This window comes from Aliivibrio sp. EL58, from assembly GCF_900312675.1.
In the GTDB taxonomy this organism is placed as follows: domain Bacteria; phylum Pseudomonadota; class Gammaproteobacteria; order Enterobacterales; family Vibrionaceae; genus Aliivibrio.
In genome coordinates this window covers 591,292-612,995 of record NZ_OMPC01000001.1, presented here as the reverse complement: position 1 = coordinate 612,995, position 21,704 = coordinate 591,292, and the positions used below count along the sequence as shown (strand labels likewise).

Here is a 21,704-nt window from a genome sequence, read left to right as displayed (position 1 = left end):
GAGCACAAACTAAGGGTGAATAATGACAGAGAAAAAGCAGGGAAAAAGAAGTACCGAAGCTGCTGAGCAAACAAAATGTCAAATCTTAATGGTTGCGGCAACGATGTTTGGCGAGCTAGGTTACGAGCGTGTATCACTGCGTAATATCAGTGAAAAAGCGGGCGTTTCCCATAGTCTTATTCGTCACCACTTTGGTAGTAAAGATATGATTTGGAAGGCGATTTGTGATGCCTGTGATAAACATATGCAAAGCTACTTAGATGCCATTATCGAGTCACTACCAACCGATAAAACACCCAGCTATCGTATTTATCTCTTCATCGTTAAGCTGTCTGCGTTTACCTTGATGAACCCACAGCCAATTAAAATGATCGCCGATGCCATTCGCCAAGATGACAACGCATTACTTGAGTACTTCTTAAAAACCAAGTGTGAATTTGAAGCGATATTTAAAGATCTTTTTGAAGAATACAATGAAGCCAACCCTGATGGAAAACTCGATATTTGGGAAACCAAGTGGCAAATGCTAATTTTTGCTCATGGTGCATCAAGCTTAACGCCAATGATGTCTGAAACCTGGCCGAAGTTTGCAGATAACCACGAAAAGCTGTTACTGCAACATTGGAATCTTTTTAATCAAATCATGGTTGCTAAGTTCTCAGTAGCTAAAGAAGATATGCTGTGCCCCGCGGAACTTAGTGAATTATTAATTGATGTGGAATGCCCGTTAGAGCAAGAAAATCTTATTGCTATCAATGAATAAAAAATATGAATATTCCTAACATTACATTTAGTCACGATAAGAGTAATAAAAAGCCGTCAGAGAATATCTAACGGCTTACGAACTTCTTTACTTTATTTCAATTACTGCGCTTTCACCATTGGTAAAATACGGTAACCATCGATTCGAACTTTATCGCTTGGTTGGTAATGACGAATACCTAAGTTAAATACACCCGAATCGTTCGCGGTTTCAATATTGTTCGGCGCATCTGCACCACAACCAAAACTTACCGTGTAGGTTCCATCTTCGTTTGCCGTCGCCGTATTAGAGCTTACGTTCGCCACGTCATTAAACATAAAGCCCGCTTTGTTGTACACAGTGATAGACCAAAACGCTTTATTTTTAGGATCTTCAAACGTTGCTTGATAACAAGTATCTATCGGGTAGTTACCTGACACTTCATAAATATTATCAATCATTTGAGCACCGCCCCAACCAATCGCAGCCCCAACTTCATATTTCTCTTGAGTAAACAATTTCGTCGATTCATCATTAAAACCAGTAAACATGCCTGTTAATGCTGCGCTGCCATCACGTTTATTGATCATTGGCATTTTAGCTTTCAACTCATCTTCCACTTTTTTAAATGACGCTTGATTTACACTTTCAGAAGTAAACAGCTCTGCGCTATTGGCATTAATTTTCATTTGGTCTTGATACATCGCCGCTTCTTTTTCAGTAAAAGTAGCATCAAGACGGATCACTAAATAAAGATGTTTACCTCTATGAGTCGATAAATTAAATGTGCCACCGCCGTAGTACATTGGTTGAATATGGTGATCTTCTGTAATCGGTTGCACTGAGATGTATTTGCCTTCTGGTAGCTCAGGCATTGTCACTGTAGCCCCTCTTGATACATCAACAACGGCCATTGAATAATAGGTATCACGGTTCATACGAACCACAGGCTGTGCATCTGTTGGGGTAAGCTGGCGTTTATGTAAAAACTCATTAACCCCCACAAGATCTTGATTCTTCAAAATTTGGTGAGCCGTTTCATCGGTTGGGTACGTCTGCGCTGTCACCATTTTTCCATCAGCAGTAAAAAAACCATCTAGACTTGTCGTAGGTTGAGAAGCCGAAACGCAAGTTGCCGTAACCATTGCACCTAGTAAAACACTTTTCGTAATCAGAGAAAGTTTCATTTAATAGCTCCTCAGCTGTTATTCAATTCTGTTGGATTGATTAAATAATAGACTGCAAATCACATTTATAGAAATCATAAGATCACATAACTGATATGCTGTGGTGTAATATCTCTATTGAACATTAATACCGTGAGGGTAAGAATGAAAACACTTGAACAAACGCTTTCTCGAATTGATCTCAACTTACTCGTCTCGCTTAGTGTATTAATTAAAGAAAAAAACGTATCGCGAGCAGCAGAGAAGCTATTTCTTTCTCAGCCTGCAATGAGTCGAGTTTTAGGCCGTCTTAGAGAGCTATTTGATGATCCTCTGTTTTATCGTGAATCAAACGGCTTACAACCTACCGCTAAAACATTAGAGTTAGAGGAGCAGCTTGATGCTATTTTATTTTCGATTGATAATTTAGTGAACAACTCCGCTTTTTCTGCTGAGTCGTGTGAAAAAGCCTTTCGCATATCAACACCACCACTCATGAGTAAACTGCTTACTGCCCCATTAGCCAAAGCAATTTATGAGGCAGCACCAAAAGTAACTCTTGAAGAGTACCCCTCTGCCATTGACCCTATTTTGTTACTAAAAGAGAGTCACGTTGATTTCTCTATACATATCAAAGAGACGATCGTTAACGATGAATATCACTCAGAGAAGATCGGTTATACCTACCCTGTTATTTATGGCGCTTCAGATCATCCTTTATTGCAAAAAGAAAACATCACTATAGATGATTGCCTTGAATACTCATTTGTGGATTTATCATTCGATATTCGATCGGAAGGTGAGTACCTTAATCCCATAGATATAGAGCTAAGAAAACAAGGGAAATACAGAAATATTGCACTTAAATCAGGGCAGTTATCAACCCTAATAGAATCGATTAAAGGCACCGATCGCCTTATTATTGGTGGGCATTTATTAGAAAAAGATTCAATTTTAGATTCAAGTTTTAAAGTAATTAAAGCGTTTGATAGCAAACCATATATTGTTGATATTTACTTAATTGAACACAGAAGAACATTAACTAGCTCACCTCATCGCTGGTTAAAACTGATGATCAGTGAGTCAATAAAGAAAGGTTTTCAAGATAAATCAGAAAAGAAGATTAAGCAGTAGATTAGGGGGATTTAGCGGTCAAGTAGAGGAGTTCGTTAGCTCACTAACTGATACTTGTACCGCTGGCAGTGTATTTATATCTCGCTCAGCTACACATTAGGAGCAATAACTAAAACAGCAACAATAGCGGCAATCAGTGTACGAGGAATAACAACATCTTTATCAAATTTCATCAAATAACTCCGGTTTACCTATCATTCAAATAAATCTAATTTTTCATTAAAGATTAATGAATTAGACTCTAATCAGGTAATACTATGATGCTTGATAACGAGAAACTATCGGTCACTGACTATTCGATACATAGTTTTTATCTATGCATTTATTGATGCAGTTCCCTTAGTCTAGCTTTAATCTGCTCACGTACATATTGATGTGTTTTATTGCTTATATTACGGCGATGGTAAATGAGCTTAATTTCATACGGTTGAAGTGGAAAAGGTGACTCCAATACTTTTAGGCCGAGCTCTTTGGCTAAACCAAACATACTTTCAGCCACAATGCAGATCGCATCCGTGTGTCTAACACTTAACAATAAATTAGATGGCCCACTCACTTCACGAACGATATTGCGCTCAAATATCTCATCAGGACGGGTTTCAAATGCGCCCATGTTCTCGTTTTTCAATTTAAGCATGACATGCTCAGCTTGGTTAAATTGCTCTAAACTTAATGAATTACCCGTAATGCTTGGGTGATCGCATCGACACGCAAAAGCGATATCCAATTTACCTAAACTCTCACTCACAAAGGTGTAGTCAGTCACGGTAATATCATCAATCAAAATATCAACTTCACCTGAGCGAATTTTATCAAGCATTTGGTACTCAACGGCAGGGCTTTCTGTCAGCAAAGCATCGGCCATATCAGGCAAAGATTGCAATACGATTTCTGGCGCGCTGATTATCAAACGACGTGGAGATTCCAACGCCACCACAAGTTGCTCCATTATCGGACGCACTTGATAGGCCAGTGAATGAGCCGCATCGGTTGGCTCAAGAGATCGCCCTACTTTTAAAAATAGCGGCTGCCCGTAACTCTCTTCAAATTTTTTAATCGCACTGCTCATTGAAGGCTGGGTAATATTCAAATGATCAGCGGCTTTTGTCACGCTACCAAAGTCATACACCGCTAAAAAATGTTTGATAAAGTTTAAATTCATTTCGCTTCCCTACTCGATATCTCGATTTAATCGACATAAGCACTCTATTAGCATTGGTATTTTTTATAAAATAATGAACTATTTACAACAAAGTATGTATTTTATATAGAAATATATTTGCAAATAAGAGGCAATCATCAAATCACTTACATCTGTAACATTGCGTACACTAATGTTACATTCTTTTCGTTTTATAATATCTAATTCTTATGTAAATTTATTTTGATAATGTTATCACGATAAGGTATCTATTTTATGAAAGCAAAACTACTGGTTACTTCACTTGTTTTTATGAGCACTACTGCCGCAGCCTTTACAGACACTAATAAAGCAGTTAATGATAATGTCATTACTGAACAGAAAGCGGCTCTATCAAAGAATACTGATGGAAAAGGATTTGGTCCTCAATCTCCTAGAGATATCGATAACTTAACTGGCAATAATCAACGTCTATTTGGATTAGCACCAGAATATACTCAAATGAATTTATGTAATATTCATTTCCATAAAAATGCGGAACATAAAGGTGGCGAATTTACTACCTACGTTGGCAATGGCGATGGAAAGGGCAGCAATACTGGTTATGCGTATAATGGTAAATTAAGTAAAGCAGAGCTAAAACCATTTAATCACAAAAATGGCACACTACAATCTGGTGACACCATTGAAGTACATTATGTTCATACCACGGCTAACGTTAAGCCCGGTCCAACACTTGGTGCATGTTTATCTGACTCAATTGGAAACCCACAATTACGTGTAGAAACACAAGTGTATGTTTTAGTTAATGATAGTTCAGCTCAAAATTTTGACTATTTAACTGAATACGCTAAAAAATCAGGTTATTACCAAGCAGTGAACATTCCGGCTAATACAGGGAAAGCAATTCAATATGCAGGTTCAACAACAGGGCCTAGCTATAATGAGCAAGGATCACCTTTACAAGTAACTTGGAGCGTTAGACCGCAAGTAACTAAAGTTAATATTAGTTCTGTCGCTGAATGGTTAACAGAAAATGACTTTAAAGAAGATCACGCACATGGTGTAAGAAACCTAGTGACTAATCCAGATCTACTTTCTTCTGGGCACTAACTGTTACCCTATCTATTCAAAGGTCGCTACTTGCGGCCTTTTTTATAATCTTAATTTAATCATGCTGAAGATAATCAAGATGCGCCGTTTACCTATTGCGCCCAACGTTCTTATCTAATTAAATCGGCGTCGAAACTCAGTCGGCGTCATCATTTTTAACTCTTTAAACTGGCGATTAAAGTTAGATATATTTTTAAATCCCGTTTTTTCTGCCACTAATGCGATAGGAAAGTTAGTACTCGCTAACAGCTCACATGCCTTACCAATACGATATTGCTTTAGATGATCAGAAAAACTCATTCCATAATGCTTCTCAAACATTCGATAAGCCGAGCTTTCACTCATATGAAGTCGCTTACATAAATCAGAGATCTTAATTGCATCACCATAATATGTTTCTATATAACGAGTTGCTCGCTCAATTCGATGATTTAATTCTGAATCATCAGAAAGCGGCTTAATTCGATAAGGTGTGGTTGATAGTTTTTTGGCTTTCGTATCATCAGAAAGACTGACTAATATTTCAATCACTTTTATCGCCTGCAAATGACGATCTAACGTATTAGCTTGTTTTAATAATTCTGACATCTTATGTGCGGTTTCTGGGCTAAACGATAGGCCATAAGCAGAATTATCTAATAACCGCTTTAGATTTCTTGCTTCAGGGATCAGTACCATTAAGCGCTCAACCCAATGATGAGCAAACCAAATAATTAAGGTGTGATGCTTCGACTGCTCTAATTTTACGCTTCGTCCTGCCACCATATGAGGCAAACCCGGCCCATAAAGAAGCAGAGAATTATGATGGATATCGCCAATCGCATCCCCTGCAAAATAACTGCCTTGAAATGCCTCATCAGGGTCTAGATACAACACCAATTCATATTCAGAATGATAATGCCAAGAACACGCAAACTCATTGTCTTCTACACGACAATGAAATTCTCTTACTATCCAATCAAAACTAGGCACATTTTGCACGTGTTCTTTAAATGGTTTCATTCTTGGCCTTAACGGTTAATACCGCTCTAAATATGTCACTCTCAGGCTAATCGTGTAAGCGTCACCTGTCAAAGAAAGATAACAAAATGACTGAATAGTATTAGAGGTAGCTCGAATAACATCACTCACCTTCCCTATCATTGAGTAGACTACGCCTAAATAAAACGGTTCAGCCACTTTCTATTTCGTACACTGGAGCTTCACTATGCCGCAAAACAAGAAGACATTTTTGTTTATTTTTATCGCCTTTATTACTGGGCTTTGTAGTGCGTTTTTTTACCCACTATCAAGTTTATTTATTGTAGAGGAGTTGGGCGCATCACCAATGATGTTAAGCCTGTATATGACGCTCGCTGTCAGCAGCTCTGTGATCGTATCTCAGTTTATTGCCAAACGCTCAGACATGCATTGGAACCGTAAAACCATTTTGATTGTCTCTTTAGCAAGTTACTTAATTTTGGTCGCCAGTTTTACCGTTATTCGTGATTATTGGTTAGCAATTACCATGGCCGTAGTGTTTGGTAGTGTCAGTGGCGCTTCTTTTGGTCAACTGTTTGCTCTAGGCCGAGAATATGGTGACAGACACGTCGCTAACAGCACCAGTTTTTTAGCCAAGATGCGTGCAGGCCTTGCCATTGCATGGGTATTTGGTCCACCTGCGGCGTTCATGCTTAAAGCACAATTTGGCTTTAGTGCAGCGTTTGCGGTCTCTGCGATTACGGTCTCTATCGCAATACTCATCATCGCTAAGTTGATTCCTGATAACGTGGTGACAAAAGAAGAACGAACTGCAACCATTGTTGAGCATAAACCACTAGGTCGTATGGTGATTCTCTATTGTTTCATCATTGTATGTGCGTTTTCTGCCAACAATTTATACATCACCAGTATGCCTCTGTATCTTTCACAAGAGCTGCAAGTCGATGTCAGTTGGTTAGGCTTAATGTTTGGTATGGCGGCAGCTTGCGAGATCCCAGTGATGCTTGGAGCAGGTAAAATGGCTGAAAAACTAGGCACAACCAGAGTAATGACGCTTGGTGTAATATCTGGTGCCATGTTCTTTCTTGTTATGCTATCAGCCACCAGTTTTACAGGTATGCTGATTGCTCAAATACTTAATGGATTTTTCATTGGTGTGTGTGCAACGTTAGGAATGGTCGCACTGCAAGATATGATGAAAGACCGATTAGGCACGGCCTCTACCCTGTTCTCAAACATGCTGAACATCAGTGTCTTGGTATCAAGCGTGATGGTGGGTATTGTGGGTGAGTTATACAACTACTACAGCGCACTGTATTTATGCTTTGTTGGTGCCGTTATAGCTGCTGTGTTGTTGATTGTGTTTGAGATGCTAGAGAAGAAACAGAAGGTAGTAATTGAAGGCCAATGTGCGGTGGCTGGAGAGGTTTAGGGTTAATACTATCTAAGCTCTGGGGTAGTAGCTGATTTGCGATTGCCCCCTTTTTTGTTGACGTAAATACTCAGTGGAAAACCACAATTAGAATACAGTACTTACTCTGATTACTGACGGTTGAGAGGCGCGGTAAAGCGCCTAAAGCATAATAGCACTGCATTTCTAATTACTAGAATTGACTGTTTACAAGTCATTTCTCGTCATGTTAGGCATCACACCCAACATATCAGGCTCCCCAAAATGGAATGTTTCTAACTGGGCTCGCGGTGTTGAACTGGATTTGATTGAGCTTGTATGCAATGCATCATCTTTTGTGTTAGCGGCATAAAGCTGACCAGAGAATGGAATGCTTGTGTCGTAGTTTTCGAACCATATCCCCATTGCCTCTGTTAACTCTTGATCTGATTTATCTACATGCGCCAAAAATGCGCTATGGTTTGCAAAAATCCTTAAATCATGGACTAAATTCGGAGTCTTTTCATCAGGAAATACCGCAGCCATCAGAATCCCAGGAATTTTTTCATACCATAAATTACAGACTGTTTGAAAAGAAGCCCCTAACGCTTTCATCTGGTCAGGTTTAACATATCGCATAGTAAATCCAAATAATGCAGGGCCCTCTTCTCCTCCGCCATCAGTCTTAATAAAACCAGCCATACTTTTCTTAAAATCGTAGCGTACAGATGGAATATCCTGAGTTTCAGCAAGTGCACCCTTGTCCCAACCTCCATATACAGTCAGGGTATCTGGGTCTTCAGATGTACTTTTATAGGTAGCCCATAACGGTTCACTCTCAGTTGGACGATTCCAATAGTTCTCGAAAGAATTTGCATTCTTAACCCAGATAACATGCCAGTAAACAAATGGATCTTCTTTGTCTGGAAATGCAAATATAGCCTTAATATCTGGATTGGCCTCATAGATAGACTTGGAAAACTCTTGATACTGGATCTTAAATTCTTCTAACATGTCACTCTTGATGCGACGCTTTCCATAAATGATGACTGGTGTTATTTCTGTTGCCCCTTCAAATGCCTTTGCTTCACCAGATAACTGCAAACCTACATTATCTATTTTTTCATTCTTTGCTAATTTCATATCTACTCCTAGTAAAGATCGCTCTATTTTGAATAACTCAAAAATGTAAAATTTCAGGTATAAAAAAACCCTCTGGCGGTTTCGCTCAGAGGGTTTTTTAAGACGCAAAAAACTACCCCCCGAGATCTATCGTGGTGGTGGTAGTTGCGTTAAATGCGATTACATAATTTCGATTCATATTTTATATGTAACAAATTGTTTATAGCTCAGCAAGCTTTTTATTCCTGAGCATGGCGTAGGTATATGAAGCCGAACAGGGCATGAGTGTCATAGTAAAATATCGGCATCTTTAGATTAACGCCCTAAAGGCTCACCTACTTATCTTTGATCCGCAGAAAATTAGTTTCGTGGTAATAACCTAATTTAAGATAGTATTTTCCTCAAAAATACGCATAATCTTGCTATACAACACTCAAAGAGAAATTACCTATGACTAACTTTCAATATTACTTTCACAAACTGCCTTGTTTTAACTGTAAAAAAACCAAAGTAAACACTGATCTTGGTTGGTTAACAGCAACAATGAAAGATGATGTCGTAGCCCAAGCGGCTGCAATTATCGAGCAAGAAGGCGTTGAAGCTGATCTTTCAGTAAACGTAACTTGCACTAAAGCTGAAGCTCGTGATTACTTATTACTGAATTTCTACGGTTACTCTGAAGAAGAACTAGAAAGTCAAATTGAAGCAGATGATGAGAAAGAAGTTGCAGATGAAATCGCTGAGTTGCTAAAAGACGGTAACGAGGTAGCAGTATTTGAGCACGAAATCGCTCTACAAAGCTGTACTGATTGCGACGTTGAATAAGCGTTAATAACGCTCAATATACAAATTCTAGGCATTAGCAGAATCAAATTTGCTAATGCCTTTTTTGTTTTTACCTCTCGATATTTCTAAATATCAGAAGTACCCCATAAAACAACTCAATGTGTTATTATCCCCTCAAATTGTAAGGACAATAATCATGAAGCTTATCCCCCTACTGAAACAACCTAGAATCCACTGACTTATTTTAAATTAATGCCAACTCCATTATTTTTATATAAGTTTAAAGGTTTATTATGCAAGAAAAGCACTGGTCAAAGTTTCAGTTACTTCATGAAGTCGTAACCAACAAAAACATTCACATTAAAGGCACCCATAGCTACTACAGTGATTGCTGGGATAACGGCTTTGAAAGCTCTGTTGTTCGATATTTACACGGAGATAAAATCAGCCGCCAATGGGAGCCAAGATGGGAAATCGATAAGCTTCATATTGGTGACTACGTCTGTATCGCCGCTGAAGTTATTATCTTAATGGGCGGAAACCATAATCACAGAACAGATTGGTTTTGTTTATACCCATTTATGGACTTTATCGACGACTCTTATGCGAGCAAAGGGGACACTCACATTCATGACGGCGCTTGGTTAGGCATGAGATCAATGATCATGCCCGGCGTAGCGATTGGAGAAGGAGCCGTTATTGCCGCAAATAGTGTCGTCACCAAAGACGTTGAGCCATATAGCGTGGTTGCAGGCTCTCCAGCAAAACATGTGAAATATCGCTTTGAGCCTTCCGTGATAGAAGAGCTATTGTCTTTTAAGGTTTACGATTGGCCTACTGATAAATTCAATGCGCTCAAACCGCATTTATGCAGCCCTGATTTTGAGCAACTAAAGCAAGCCATCACATCTTACGACACGCTTAATTAGAGCATTACTATTAAATAACTCAAACGGTGCGGCAGTGTCGCACCGTTTCTTATCCCTCTAAATCAATCTCTCCAATAACGGTAACGCAATAATAAGAGACAACACTAACGTCACCATTGATGGAACCGCGTCTTTCCAAGTATCAAATCGAAAATGAAAGAACATCGCCCCAATGGAAGTTAGCGTAACTAAACTAGCACCCATCGCACTTAATACTGGGTTTGCTGTAAACATTCCCACTAGCATCACAACAGCACCTGTGGCTTCAATAACACCCACAGCAAACATTGCCGCACGGTTAAGGCCATAACGATGAAAGAAGGCAAGTTGTGGTTCAAATATCGCCTTTACCCAGCCAAACATTTTGACTGAGCTAGCAAACAAGAAAAACGCGATTAATAACCCTTGGATAAATAACATGATGTAACTCCTCTATAAACAATAGAGCCATTAAAGCATTCCAATTGAGATAGAAGAATACTAGAATTAGGTTTATTACTATTCCAAATAGGAATGACTATGGATAAGTTTGATTGTTTAAACGTCTTTACTCGTGTTGCTAGATTAGGCACATTTACTGCTGCTGCGAACGAACTCAATACAACGCAAAGTGCGGTCAGTAAAAAGATTGCATGGCTTGAAAAACAAGTAGGCATTACCTTATTTCACCGCCATGCTCGTGCGATCAGCCTAACAACAGGTGGTAAACAATATTTACGTTTAGCGCTGAAACTTACTGACGAAATGAACCTTGTTGAATCTCAATTACGACAGGAACAAACCTCCATATCTGGCACTTTAAAGCTGTCTGTTCCTAGTGCTTTTAGTGTTCAAAAGCTCTCTGAGCCACTCAATGAATTCCTAAATTCACACCCAGAGCTTTCTGTTGATGTGTCGGTATCGGATAAGTTTGTTGATTTAGTTGAGAGCGACATAGACATTGCTATTCGAGCGGCCTACCTCAAAGACTCAGGGCTAAAAGCAAGATGGATAATGGATAATGAACTCGCCTATTTTGCTTCTCCTGACTATTTAGAAAAACATCCTCCTATCGAAATTGCAGACGATTTAGCACAACACCAATGCCTAACTTATTCGTTATCGACACCATCGAACCTATGGCGTTTCAATGATGGGCAAGAGACAAAAGTTAAGATAAAAGAACAAGTACGAAGTGATAGCCCAGAGATGCTGGTTCAAATGGCAAAACTAGGACAAGGCGTAGCGGCAATGCCAAAATGGATGGTAGAACACGAATTAAAATCGGGCTCACTAACGCAGATATTAGACCAATATAAAACGGTGAAATTACCTATGTACATGGTCTATAAAGATAGTGAGCACCAACCCCAACGCATTCGTGCGTTTATTGATTTTATTTCAAATTACTTTTCTTAGGAATAGAGACTGACTGCTTACCAAATACGTTAATAAGCGCACCGGTCACAATCAAACCACCACCGATATAAGTCCACATTGATGGGATCTCATTAAATATCCAAACACCTAATAGCGCAGAAAAGACAATCTGAACATAGGAATACGCAGACGCTTTACCTGCGGCTTGGGTTTGCATGGCTTTGGTCAGTCCATATTGTCCAATTTGCGTGAAGATACCGATTAAAATCAGGATCATGGTAAGGAACAGACTTGGCCATACAAAGTCATTCCAAATCAGTACGCTTGAGATAGGTAGTGCCACTAATGGGAAATAAAATATGATCACCGAGCTGTCTTCTGTTTGGCTAAGTTTTCTTACTATCACATAGGCAATCGAACTTCCTAATGCACCACACAACGCAACAAGGATACTAAAAACAGGCAGTTCACTTGTACTGCCACTGTTCATGCTTGGTTGAACCATAACAAACAAGCCCAAAAGACAAAACGCAATGCATATCATGGTTGATTTTTGAATGTGTTCTTTAAGAAATAGGACGCCGAGCAATGCGGTAAAGATAGGGTGAACGTATTGTAAGATGGTTGCTTCAGCCAGAGGTAAGGTCGTCACTGCGTAGTAAACACACATAAGCGCTGCTGTGCCTACTGCCCCACGAGCAAGAAGTAAGGGCTTGTTGTGCCCCCATATCGAAATGCCTTTTCGTTTCACATCTGCATAGCTAATGATCAAAGAAACTAATGCCCTTGCTGCCACAATTTCAAATACTGGAATGCCGTAATTACTCACGTATTTTACACACGCCGACATGAGCGCGAATCCAAGCGCAGAAAGAAACATAAATCTAACCCCTGTCGGGATCATTGAAAAAGAGAAAGTAGGCATAACAACATCAACCAAATTTAGAAGGTAATGAATGATAGCCTAGTTTACTCGCTGCACCCAAAACTCTTATCTTAATCACATCGAGATTCAGGCTCTATTCCAAATATCTGCTCTCCCCACAATAGATCATTACACTTTGTTATTAAAATAATAAGCAATCATAATTTCATGTAACCCTCTTTTTTGTATATCTTAATCCCATACAAAATAACAACCGTTAGCTAGGCAAAGGGAAGCACCACATCGCTTCCACTAATTAGATAATAATAACCTTCGCATAAGCAAAAAGAGGATTTACCATGACAAATGCACTATTTCAACCAATGCAACTGGGTAATCTTACGCTTAAAAACCGTATTGTTATGCCACCAATGACTCGCTCTCGTGCTACCCAACCAGGTAACATTGCAAACGACATGATGGCGCAATATTACGCACAACGCGCAACTGCAGGGCTTATCATTGCTGAAGGTACTCAAATTTCAGAAATGGGCCAAGGTTATGCATGGACTCCTGGTATCTACTCTCAAGAACAAATTGCAGGTTGGAAAAAAGTCACTGACGCTGTGCACGCAAAAGGTGGTGCTATTTTTGCTCAACTTTGGCACGTTGGCCGTGTTACTCACCCTGATAATATTGGTGGACAACAGCCTATTTCATCGTCTGCACTAAAAGCAGAAAACGTAAAAGTGTTTATTGATAATGGCACTGATGCTCCGGGCTTTGTTGATGTGGTTGAACCTCGTGAAATGACAAAGCAAGACATTACTGATGTTGTTGCAGAGTATCGTCAAGCTGCGCTAAATGCAGTAGAAGCTGGTTTTGATGGCATTGAACTTCATGCTGCAAATGGCTATTTAATTAACCAATTTATTGATTCTGAAGCCAATAATCGTACCGATGAATATGGTGGTTCTATCGACAATCGTCTGCGCTTTTTAGGCGAAGTGGTTGAGGCAATGACTGACGCTATTGGTCATGATCGTGTCGGTGTTCGTCTTGCTCCGTTTACTTCATTAAATGGGACAGTTGATAAGACTCCAATTGAAACCTACACCGCTGCTGCTGTGTTATTAAATAAACTCAATGTGGTTTATATGCACATTGCTGAAGTAGATTGGGATGATGCACCTGAGACACCTACAGAATTCAAAGAAGCAATTCGTGACGCATTCAAAGGCACTATTATTTATGCTGGTCGCTACAATACCGAAAAAGCAGATCAAGCATTATTAAGCGGTTTAGCAAACATGATCAGCTTTGGTCGTCCATTTGTTGCGAACCCTGATTTACCGACTCGCATTAAACACGGTTACCCTCTAGCTCAACATGATCCAAATACGTTATTTGGCGGTGCAGAGCAAGGCTTAACAGATTACCCTAAGTATCAAGCGTAATTGCCTTACTAATTAGAGTTCAAAAAATAAATCATATAACCCTGCTTATTTAAGTGGGGTTATTTTTTATATTCAGAGTATATATTTATACGTGAAGTCCTTTACCTAGTCATCACTATGATTATTTTACCTTGGCTGTTTTATATCAAACTATCACGAAGACTCAGGCAAATACCATCACTGGCGTAAAATGCACATTTAAAGGTATTAATTATCTTATTATCTTCTACATCAACTACGGGTTAAATCGTTAAATAATGTATGAGGTAATACAATGAAAAAAATATTCCTAGCGACCATAATCGCATCACTATCAACAACAGCTGCAGCATCAATTGAAACCAAAGATTGGTATGAATTCGCTTCTCCTGAAGCAAAAGAGTTTGTGAAAGATAACCTAGTATTAGATTTCTACGCCTCTCCTAGCGCGGTAGGTTTTACTGCTGATTCAGAGGTTGCACAGTACATTGATTTAGCTCATGAACGTGGCGTAACTGGTGCTTCAGTTACCATTGCAGCTCCTCATACCCCCAATATGCTTGCATTTAAATCTGAACACGCAAAATGGAAAAAAGCATCATCTTCGGCAAAAACACCTATCCGTTATGTTAATAGCGTAGAAGACTTCCAGTTGGCTCATGATAATGGTGAATATGCCATCATGTGGGCAAGCCAAACAACAATGCCTTTAGAAGGGGACGCTTCAAACGTTGCTGTGATGGCAGAATATGGAATTAAAACAATGCAACTGACCTACAATGAAACAGAACTAACGGGATCGGGTGTTATCTCTATGATAAATGGTGATAAATCTGGTCTAACTGATTTTGGTAAAGAAGTCATTGATGAAATGGTTAAACATGGTATTACTGTCGATTTATCTCATACGTCTCATTACACAACCGAAGATATTACAGACTATATGCAGAAGCACCATAAAGGGGTTCCGGTTATCTATTCACACTCCCCTATTGCTTCGACTTATAATTGTCAGCCACATGAAACTCTCAGCGAAACAAAGCAACGAATGGCCGAGAAAAACCTACAAAAAGATCATCCAGATTATCGTTTAGCTGCGTGTTACCGATTGCTCTCTGATGAGCAAGCTGAAACTGTGGCGAAAATGGATGGTGTAATAGCAGTGACAGCAACTGAATGGATGATGGATGGCGTTTGGCCTGAAGGTATCACTCCAAAACAGTTCGCAGAGATGATTGATGGTGCAGTAAAAGTTGCGGGGATTGATCATGTAGGCATTGCGACTGACGATATGATGACGACAGCTAAAGTAGTTCCATTTACGATGGCTAATGCCGATAAGTATGCAGATAACGGATACATGGTTGATGCCTTTAGTAAAGGCTCGACAGGATGTGCAGAGCTGTCTAAGCATATTGCTGGCGTTGTGGATGAATTATGGAAGATGGGTTATTCAAATGAAGATTTGACGAAACTCTTCGCTGGTAACTTAATGCGTGTTTACCAACAAACTTGGACACCTAAAGCGTAATTCATTTTTTGCCAACATTAACGTTGGCATTTTTATATGCACAGGACGGTTAGGATTTCCTTCCTGTCCTCGCTTTCTTGCGCCATTGAAGTGGGGTTATGTTTTCTATTTTTCTAAAGGCACGAATAAATTGGGAAGGATCTGTATAGCCCAGATGTCCAGATATATCAGAGATCGACACCTCCCTTTCAACCATTACTCGCTTAGCAAATGCTATATTTAACGATTCTTTTATTTTTCTGTAGCTAGAACCATCTTGCGCCAAGTGACGCTGAATAGTCCGCACCGGAATGCCAATGATGTCACTAAACGCCTCCAAGCTTAAATCCTGTCGCCCAATGTAACTTTCAAGCGCATTAGAAAGTTGTTTAGAAAAAGGAGGCTTTATTTTTTCCCAAGTTAATTGCTGCGAACTCGCTGATGCCTCAATAGTAGAGTTATAAAAAATGGCTGTACTCATTTGTCCCATAAATTGAGGAGTGTCCGTTGAAATTTGAAGCTTATCTAAACCGGATTTTTCTTGTGATACTACATGATATTTTGAAGGTACTTTGATATCAAAACAGTGCTGAGTTAAGTAATGATGTGCAACACAAATAGTATAAAGCTCACTGACGAAACCAAAGGGTTTAATATCCTCTAATGTTAATTCAAGGCAATGTTGTAAACACTTTGTATTGAGAAAAGCTGATGAAAGTTTAGCGCTTTGAATAGGAAGAAATAACCCCAAAGCATCAAGTGATATCTGCATTGTTTTTGCTTGTTTAATGGGAGCAATTTCCTTGGAATACCGCTCAGCGCCCTGCTGCACAAAGGTGATAAAATCTTGTGATGAGAGGCGCTCAAAAACAGCCTGTAAAAACTTCGCAAACGTTCGAAAAGGAATGTACTGCGCAGAGGTAGAATCCAAATAAATGGGTAACTGAGCCTCATTAATTATTGGCCACATATCATCTACATATTGCTTCAGTATGCCTAATTGCATTATTGCGGCTGTTTTATGGATAAGCGGAATCGTTTTAGTCATAGAGAGTCCAGATTGTAAATGCTGCATATAGATAAACCCTATGCCTAACCTGTTGATATTAAAGATGCCAAAAAGCAATACTGAGTTGGTTACATATTTACATTTACTATGCTAAATTAATTAACTAGGAGTTAACATTCAATAAGCTTAATAGTAAAATGAATAGTATGATTTGCCCATAACTATAATAGCTAAATCAGTATTATTGAATAAAAACATAGCGAAGGAACGCTTTATGATTTCATTTTCACGTCTTCTATTTTTAGTTGTTTGCTTATCTTTAAGCACGAACAGCCATGCTTCGGAGCAGTGGACTTGGCGCGATTTAGTCTCAGAAGAATCAAAATCTTTCATTGACCCATTTGTGCGTTTTTCCTCCATGCAGAAATACGACTTATATAATGTTATGACTTATTTAGATAGTGATAACGCTCCTGAACTTAAAGCAAACTATGAAATTGCAATTCAACGTTTTAACGATTCAAACATCGACATTCTAGAGCTAATAAAACAGCGCGCTGAAATCGCAAAACAACGTAACTCCGCCCAAAACTCAATAAATAAAAGCTTAATTGGTAAAACAGGACGCTTGCCTGGCTACATAGTGCCATTAGAAATGGACGGTATGCTAGTCACTCAATTTTTGCTTGTACCAACAGCCGGAGCTTGTATCCACACTCCACCACCACCAGCCAACCAAATTGTATTAGTCACCCCAAAAGAAGGCGTTGAATTAATTAGCTTGTATACACCAGTGTGGATAGAAGGAGAGTTAAACACAAGTAACACTAAATCAGACGTTCAATTATCAGATGGTATCGCAGAAGTCGATACTGCTTACACCATGCTAGCAACTTCAGTAGAACTCTATAATTAAAGGTAAAGGATATGCTTAAAAAATTATCAGTGTCATTAATCTCGATAGCATTAGCCTCAGGCAGTGCATATGCCAGTCAAGAAAGTAAGAGCTGGGATGCCTCTAAAAAAGCACAGGCATTTGTAAAAGAATCATTAGTTATGGACATGTTTGCCTCACCTTATGGTGCAGGTTGGACTGAAGATAAACAAATGGAAGACTATATTCAACGCGCTATTGATACCGGAATTTCAGGGGTAAGTGCAACGTTGGCGGCAACATATTATACATTTGAACAGTTCGAAGCCGAGCGTAATAAGTGGCAAAGTGTAATCAATAAACACCCAGACACAATGACCGTTGGGTATACCGTTGAAGACATTAAACAAGCCAAAGAAAATGGCAAATATGTATTCATTTGGAACTCACAAACACCCACCATTTTAAATGGCGATCTTAATAAAGTAGCAACCGTTAAAGCCATGGGGGTAAATACTATGCAGCTCGTTTATAACGGTCGTTATCGTACTGGTTTAGGCGTAATCGAAGCACTCCATTATGATGATATCGGCTTATCTGATTGGGGTCGTTCACTCATTGATGAGATGGTTAAAAATGGCATCTTAGTCGACATGAGTCATACCTCATATCAAACCACAATGGATATCATGAGCTACATGGAAGAAAAACATCCTGGTGTCCCTGCTGTATTTACTCACTCAGGTCCTGCAGGGTTATACGAATGTAGTCCTAAAGAAAAAATCAAGAAAGAAGCACTAGCTCCTTGTTATCGCTTAATTACTGATGAACAAGCTATCCGTGTAGCGAAGATGGGCGGTGTTGTCAGCCCAACATTTACCGAGTGGATGTTAGATGGCATCTTCCCTGACGATATCACTCCTGCACAAGCCGCTGATATGCTGGAATACTACATCAAGTTAGTCGGCATAGATCATGTAGGTATTGCTACTGATGATATGTTTAGTACTGCATTGGTAAAAACATTCGCCAAAAATAGTCCCCAAAGCTACAACGACTTTGGCTACATGATTGATGCCTTTGATCGTGGTGCTGACAGCGGTGCTGAGCTTGCTAAGTTTTTACCAGCCTTAACGGATGAGCTTTGGAAGCGTGGCTATAAAAACGAAGATATTCTAAAAATGTACTCTGGAAACTTAATGAGAGTTTGGGAACAGACTTGGTAATGAACCTCTAAGTCTCTATTTTTACGTCGCCTAAATACTACCAGTAATGCACAAATAGGCGGCGTTTCTTTTCATCTCTTGCTTCTATCAATCACGCTAGCTTTATACTGTAAATCTTAAGTTGTTCACTTCAATTGGCGCAAAATGACAATTTTAAAATGGGATATTAGCCATAATAGCTTTTTAACCATTCTTTTAGGAAGGTCCTATGAATAAATACACCGCTTCCTTGCAACAACCTTTTCCGATTCAAATTAATCGTCACTTTTCTTTATTAAAAGTCAGTACGTTAGGGGTAAGTATTGCTGTTGCTCTATTTTCTTCCTCCCTACTCGCGAGCGCAAATTTTGGCAGCCCTGATACGGTCGATAATACACTTGCCGAAAATACTCGACAAAAAAAGAGTTGGCGAGAAAACTTAGCAGAGCAACACAATCTCACTTTTGGGCTTGATTATCAAATGCTTGGCCTAAGTGCTTCTGACCCCGTATCTGGCGGGGAAGATAAAGCATCTTCTGGTGTCGCACGATTTTATGGTTCATGGAATCTTGTCGGGTTAGAAACAGGTAATACCGGAGGAGTCGTATGGAAAGTAGAACACCGCCACGGCTATTCTGACATGACACCAAAAGAACTTGCTTTCCAAGGCAATTTTACTGGGGCTGGCAACGGCATTGGTTACGGAGGAATGATAGGTCCAGCTTACAGCGATCAAGGTACTCGATTAACCAACCTATACTGGAAGCAAAAACTCAATAACGGTAATACATCATTTATGGTCGGTTATTTAGATACCACTGACTATGTCGATGTCTATGCGTTAGCAAGCCCATGGAATGGATTTACTAACCTTGCTTTTAGTACTGGTGCTGGTGCGATTGGCTTACCGGATGATGGCATTCTTGGCTTCGCTGTAGGGCATATGATTACTGATAATGTTTACACCATTGCGGGTGTGGCTGATGGTAAAGGTAAATCGGATGAACCATTAGAAGGTTTTGATACTTTATTTAATGATCACCGACTGTTTACGACACTTGAGCTGGGTTGGACTGCCTCTAAAGAGCAAATTTACACCGATAATATTCACCTAACATTTTGGCATTTAGACTCTGGAACTCAACATAGTCTCGTCGATGGGGGAAGCGGCCAAGGGGTTAACTTTTCAGCCAGTTTTATGGCAACATCGCAAATTATGCCGTTTATACGAGGAGGGTTTTCTGAAGGAGATGTCGCACTCTACGATAAATCAGTAACGGCTGGACTCGGATATTTTGGCTTAGGAAATGCAAAAAATAACTTAGGGTTTGCGTTTAACTGGAGTGAAGTCAACAATGACTTCTCTAATGTAATGAAAAGCATTAACTCGGTAGCTGACTCAAGTGACTCTCAATTAACCAGTGAGTTATATTACAAAATGGCATTAGGAGAATTTGTCGAACTCACTCCTAATCTTCAATATATTAAAGACCCTGCCTTTTCAAATGAAGACAGTACATGGGTTGCAGGAATTAGAGCTCGCATTATTATCTAATTATTATTGAAAGCACCATTAAACGTGAAGCTTACTTTATGGATTACATGGAGAAAGTAAGAAAACTGGTCAATACCCCCTTGGTTGTTACCGGTGGTTTTCGTACTGCTCCTGCAATGAATGAAGCCTTAAACACCTCTGCAACTGACTTCATTGGCATTGCACGAACCATGGCGGTTGACCCTGATTTTCCTAATAAACTAATTGAAGACCCAAACCATGGCATGCCACTAGCCGAACCAACAACGGGCAAACCGGCATTAGATAAAATGGCGATGGTTGGGCTTGTTTGGTATGAACACCAAATGTGGCGTATTGCTGATGGAAAAGAGGCCGATCCTCAATTAAGTGCCTTTGGTGTGGTATTTAAAACTCTACTAAGTGCAGGTTGGTATGCATTTAAAAAGCGCAGAGCGTAAGCAGAGAAGCGCTATTTAAAATCTATTACATGATGATTCAGCTTACCCACGTCATAGGTCTCTTTTAGATGCTGTTGTAACAGCAAGAAACTTTGATCTCTAAACCAACGGTGAGCAGGATCATTCTGGAATTTACTGTGCCAAAGTAAATAATAACTATGAACTGGTAGCTCAAACGGTAACGGTTTAATGGTAATTGGCAGTTTATCGATAAATTGACCAGCGATATGCAGTGGTGCAGTCACAAGCGCATCTGTCTGGCATATAAGCTCTATGGCTGAAGTAAATGAAGGGGTCTTTGCGAGTACTTTTCTTTTTTTCTTATGTTGCTGAAATAGATCTCCTACATACTGCTTCATTTCTCGTAATCCATGAACCAATACGTGCTTTGATTCAAAGTAAACGTCTTGGCTCACCGCTTGATTAGCTAAGGGATGTGAATCAGCCATGATGATAACGTACTCATCATCAATCAATTTTTTCCCATAAATATTCTCAGGGAAATAATCCAATGTTGAGGCCACAAGCTCAATCTTATTCTCAGACAGCGCTTGAATGTGTTGCTCTTGCCAAAGCTGACTATATAACGAGGCATTAGGTGCTTGAGCCACTATTTCTTTGCAAATAACGGGAACAATGGCTTCCGAAAGAAAGGCGGTGTAAGCCAGTGTAAACTCTCGGCTGCATTCTTTAGGAGAGAATACCTCTACGTCATATAAGTCATCAAGAGTCGCCAATATTGATGGCAGTTTTTTCAGTAATGCCTCACCTTTTGCACTGACCACAAACTGGTTCCCCTCTCGGATCAAAATAGGATCATTAAAGGCGGTTCTAATTTGAGTTAAGGTTCTACTCATTGCTGATTGTGTTACGTTTAGGCGTTTCGCTGATCCTGTCAAACTTCGTGTTTGTAGCAAGGTGTATAACGGGCGTAGCAGTTTGTAGTTATTCATACCTCATCCTTGAGT

Annotated in this window: 20 protein-coding genes and 1 pseudogene; 13 read left to right on the top strand and 8 right to left on the bottom strand. The window is 39.5% G+C overall.

The features are described 5' to 3' along the window. Positions 1-22 precede the first annotated feature (22 nt). Positions 23-763, top strand: a complete 741-nt coding sequence (locus ED622_RS02575; protein WP_122032395.1) for a TetR/AcrR family transcriptional regulator — start codon at positions 23-25, stop codon at positions 761-763. Positions 764-864: 101 nt separating this feature from the next. Here the strand turns inward: ED622_RS02575 and ED622_RS02570 are convergent, their stop codons facing one another. Continuing rightward, positions 865-1,929: a DUF1214 domain-containing protein gene (locus ED622_RS02570; RefSeq protein WP_174213418.1), complete on the bottom strand. Its 1,065-nt coding sequence runs from the start codon at positions 1,927-1,929 to the stop codon at positions 865-867. A gap of 144 nt (positions 1,930-2,073) precedes the next feature. Between ED622_RS02570 and ED622_RS02565 the strand changes: the two genes are divergently transcribed. Further along, positions 2,074-3,042 (top strand): LysR family transcriptional regulator, encoded by a 969-nt coding sequence (locus ED622_RS02565; protein ID WP_122032394.1) that lies wholly within the window; start codon positions 2,074-2,076, stop codon positions 3,040-3,042. A 322-nt stretch (positions 3,043-3,364) separates the two neighbouring features. Here ED622_RS02565 and ED622_RS02555 read toward each other — a convergent pair whose 3' ends face one another. Beyond that, positions 3,365-4,204, bottom strand: a complete 840-nt coding sequence (locus ED622_RS02555) for a LysR family transcriptional regulator (RefSeq protein WP_122032392.1) — start codon at positions 4,202-4,204, stop codon at positions 3,365-3,367. A 255-nt stretch (positions 4,205-4,459) separates the two neighbouring features. Here ED622_RS02555 and ED622_RS02550 point away from each other — a divergent pair, with 255 nt between their 5' ends. Next, on the top strand, positions 4,460-5,296 hold the full coding sequence (locus ED622_RS02550) for a delta-class carbonic anhydrase (RefSeq protein ID WP_122032391.1): 837 nt from the start codon (positions 4,460-4,462) through the stop codon (positions 5,294-5,296). A 114-nt stretch (positions 5,297-5,410) separates the two neighbouring features. On the opposite strand, the gene ED622_RS02545 is transcribed toward ED622_RS02550, so the two are convergent. Further along, positions 5,411-6,298 (bottom strand): AraC family transcriptional regulator, encoded by an 888-nt coding sequence (locus ED622_RS02545; protein ID WP_122032390.1) that lies wholly within the window; start codon positions 6,296-6,298, stop codon positions 5,411-5,413. 205 nt (positions 6,299-6,503) lie between these two features. Between ED622_RS02545 and ED622_RS02540 the strand changes: the two genes are divergently transcribed. Further along, the gene (locus ED622_RS02540; RefSeq protein ID WP_122032389.1) at positions 6,504-7,709 is read left to right on the top strand and encodes a sugar efflux transporter; all 1,206 of its coding nucleotides are present in this window, start codon (positions 6,504-6,506) and stop codon (positions 7,707-7,709) included. A gap of 186 nt (positions 7,710-7,895) precedes the next feature. On the opposite strand, the gene ED622_RS02535 is transcribed toward ED622_RS02540, so the two are convergent. Beyond that, positions 7,896-8,810, bottom strand: a complete 915-nt coding sequence (locus ED622_RS02535; RefSeq protein ID WP_122032388.1) for a hypothetical protein — start codon at positions 8,808-8,810, stop codon at positions 7,896-7,898. A gap of 429 nt (positions 8,811-9,239) precedes the next feature. On the opposite strand from ED622_RS02535, the gene ED622_RS02530 reads away from it, so the two are divergent. Both ED622_RS02530 and ED622_RS02525 read left to right on the top strand, forming a co-directional pair. After that, positions 9,240-9,614, top strand: coding sequence for a hypothetical protein (locus ED622_RS02530; protein ID WP_122032387.1), 375 nt, complete (start codon positions 9,240-9,242; stop codon positions 9,612-9,614). Positions 9,615-9,868: 254 nt separating this feature from the next. Further along, positions 9,869-10,504 (top strand): CatB-related O-acetyltransferase, encoded by a 636-nt coding sequence (locus tag ED622_RS02525; protein WP_122032386.1) that lies wholly within the window; start codon positions 9,869-9,871, stop codon positions 10,502-10,504. A 57-nt stretch (positions 10,505-10,561) separates the two neighbouring features. Here the strand turns inward: ED622_RS02525 and ED622_RS02520 are convergent, their stop codons facing one another. Continuing rightward, positions 10,562-10,924 carry a DoxX family protein gene (locus tag ED622_RS02520; RefSeq protein ID WP_122032385.1) on the bottom strand — a complete coding sequence of 121 codons (363 nt, stop codon included), beginning with the start codon at positions 10,922-10,924 and terminating at the stop codon, positions 10,562-10,564. Between the two features lie 99 nt (positions 10,925-11,023). Between ED622_RS02520 and ED622_RS02515 the strand changes: the two genes are divergently transcribed. After that, complete coding sequence (locus ED622_RS02515; protein WP_122032384.1) at positions 11,024-11,902, top strand: LysR family transcriptional regulator; 879 nt, start codon at positions 11,024-11,026, stop codon at positions 11,900-11,902. Here the strand turns inward: ED622_RS02515 and ED622_RS02510 are convergent. Next, positions 11,880-12,788, bottom strand: coding sequence for a DMT family transporter (locus ED622_RS02510; protein ID WP_162922428.1), 909 nt, complete (start codon positions 12,786-12,788; stop codon positions 11,880-11,882). The genes ED622_RS02515 and ED622_RS02510 overlap by 23 nt on opposite strands. A gap of 299 nt (positions 12,789-13,087) precedes the next feature. Between ED622_RS02510 and ED622_RS02505 the strand changes: the two genes are divergently transcribed. Together ED622_RS02505 and ED622_RS02500 are read left to right on the top strand one after the other, a co-directional pair. Then, on the top strand, positions 13,088-14,185 hold the full coding sequence (locus ED622_RS02505) for an alkene reductase (protein ID WP_122032382.1): 1,098 nt from the start codon (positions 13,088-13,090) through the stop codon (positions 14,183-14,185). Between the two features lie 274 nt (positions 14,186-14,459). Further along, entirely contained in the window at positions 14,460-15,695 is a 1,236-nt protein-coding gene (locus ED622_RS02500) for a dipeptidase (RefSeq protein WP_122032381.1), read from the top strand. 49 nt (positions 15,696-15,744) lie between these two features. Here the strand turns inward: ED622_RS02500 and ED622_RS02495 are convergent, their stop codons facing one another. Continuing rightward, a complete protein-coding gene (locus tag ED622_RS02495; RefSeq protein ID WP_122032380.1) occupies positions 15,745-16,749 on the bottom strand; it encodes an AraC family transcriptional regulator in 1,005 nt (334 codons plus the stop codon). A gap of 208 nt (positions 16,750-16,957) precedes the next feature. On the opposite strand from ED622_RS02495, the gene ED622_RS02490 reads away from it, so the two are divergent. The 4 genes and pseudogenes from ED622_RS02490 to ED622_RS02475 all read left to right on the top strand — a co-directional run. Beyond that, positions 16,958-17,599, top strand: a complete 642-nt coding sequence (locus ED622_RS02490; RefSeq protein WP_122032379.1) for a DUF3299 domain-containing protein — start codon at positions 16,958-16,960, stop codon at positions 17,597-17,599. Positions 17,600-17,610: 11 nt separating this feature from the next. Then, positions 17,611-18,783, top strand: a complete 1,173-nt coding sequence (locus ED622_RS02485) for a dipeptidase (protein WP_122032378.1) — start codon at positions 17,611-17,613, stop codon at positions 18,781-18,783. 208 nt (positions 18,784-18,991) lie between these two features. Continuing rightward, positions 18,992-20,317 (top strand): carbohydrate porin, encoded by a 1,326-nt coding sequence (locus tag ED622_RS02480; RefSeq protein WP_122032377.1) that lies wholly within the window; start codon positions 18,992-18,994, stop codon positions 20,315-20,317. A gap of 11 nt (positions 20,318-20,328) precedes the next feature. Then, positions 20,329-20,736: pseudogene (locus tag ED622_RS02475) on the top strand (NADH oxidase); the annotation flags it as partial. A gap of 11 nt (positions 20,737-20,747) precedes the next feature. On the opposite strand, the gene ED622_RS02470 reads toward ED622_RS02475, so the two are convergent. Beyond that, on the bottom strand, positions 20,748-21,689 hold the full coding sequence (locus ED622_RS02470; RefSeq protein WP_122032376.1) for a LysR family transcriptional regulator: 942 nt from the start codon (positions 21,687-21,689) through the stop codon (positions 20,748-20,750). Positions 21,690-21,704 lie beyond the last annotated feature (15 nt).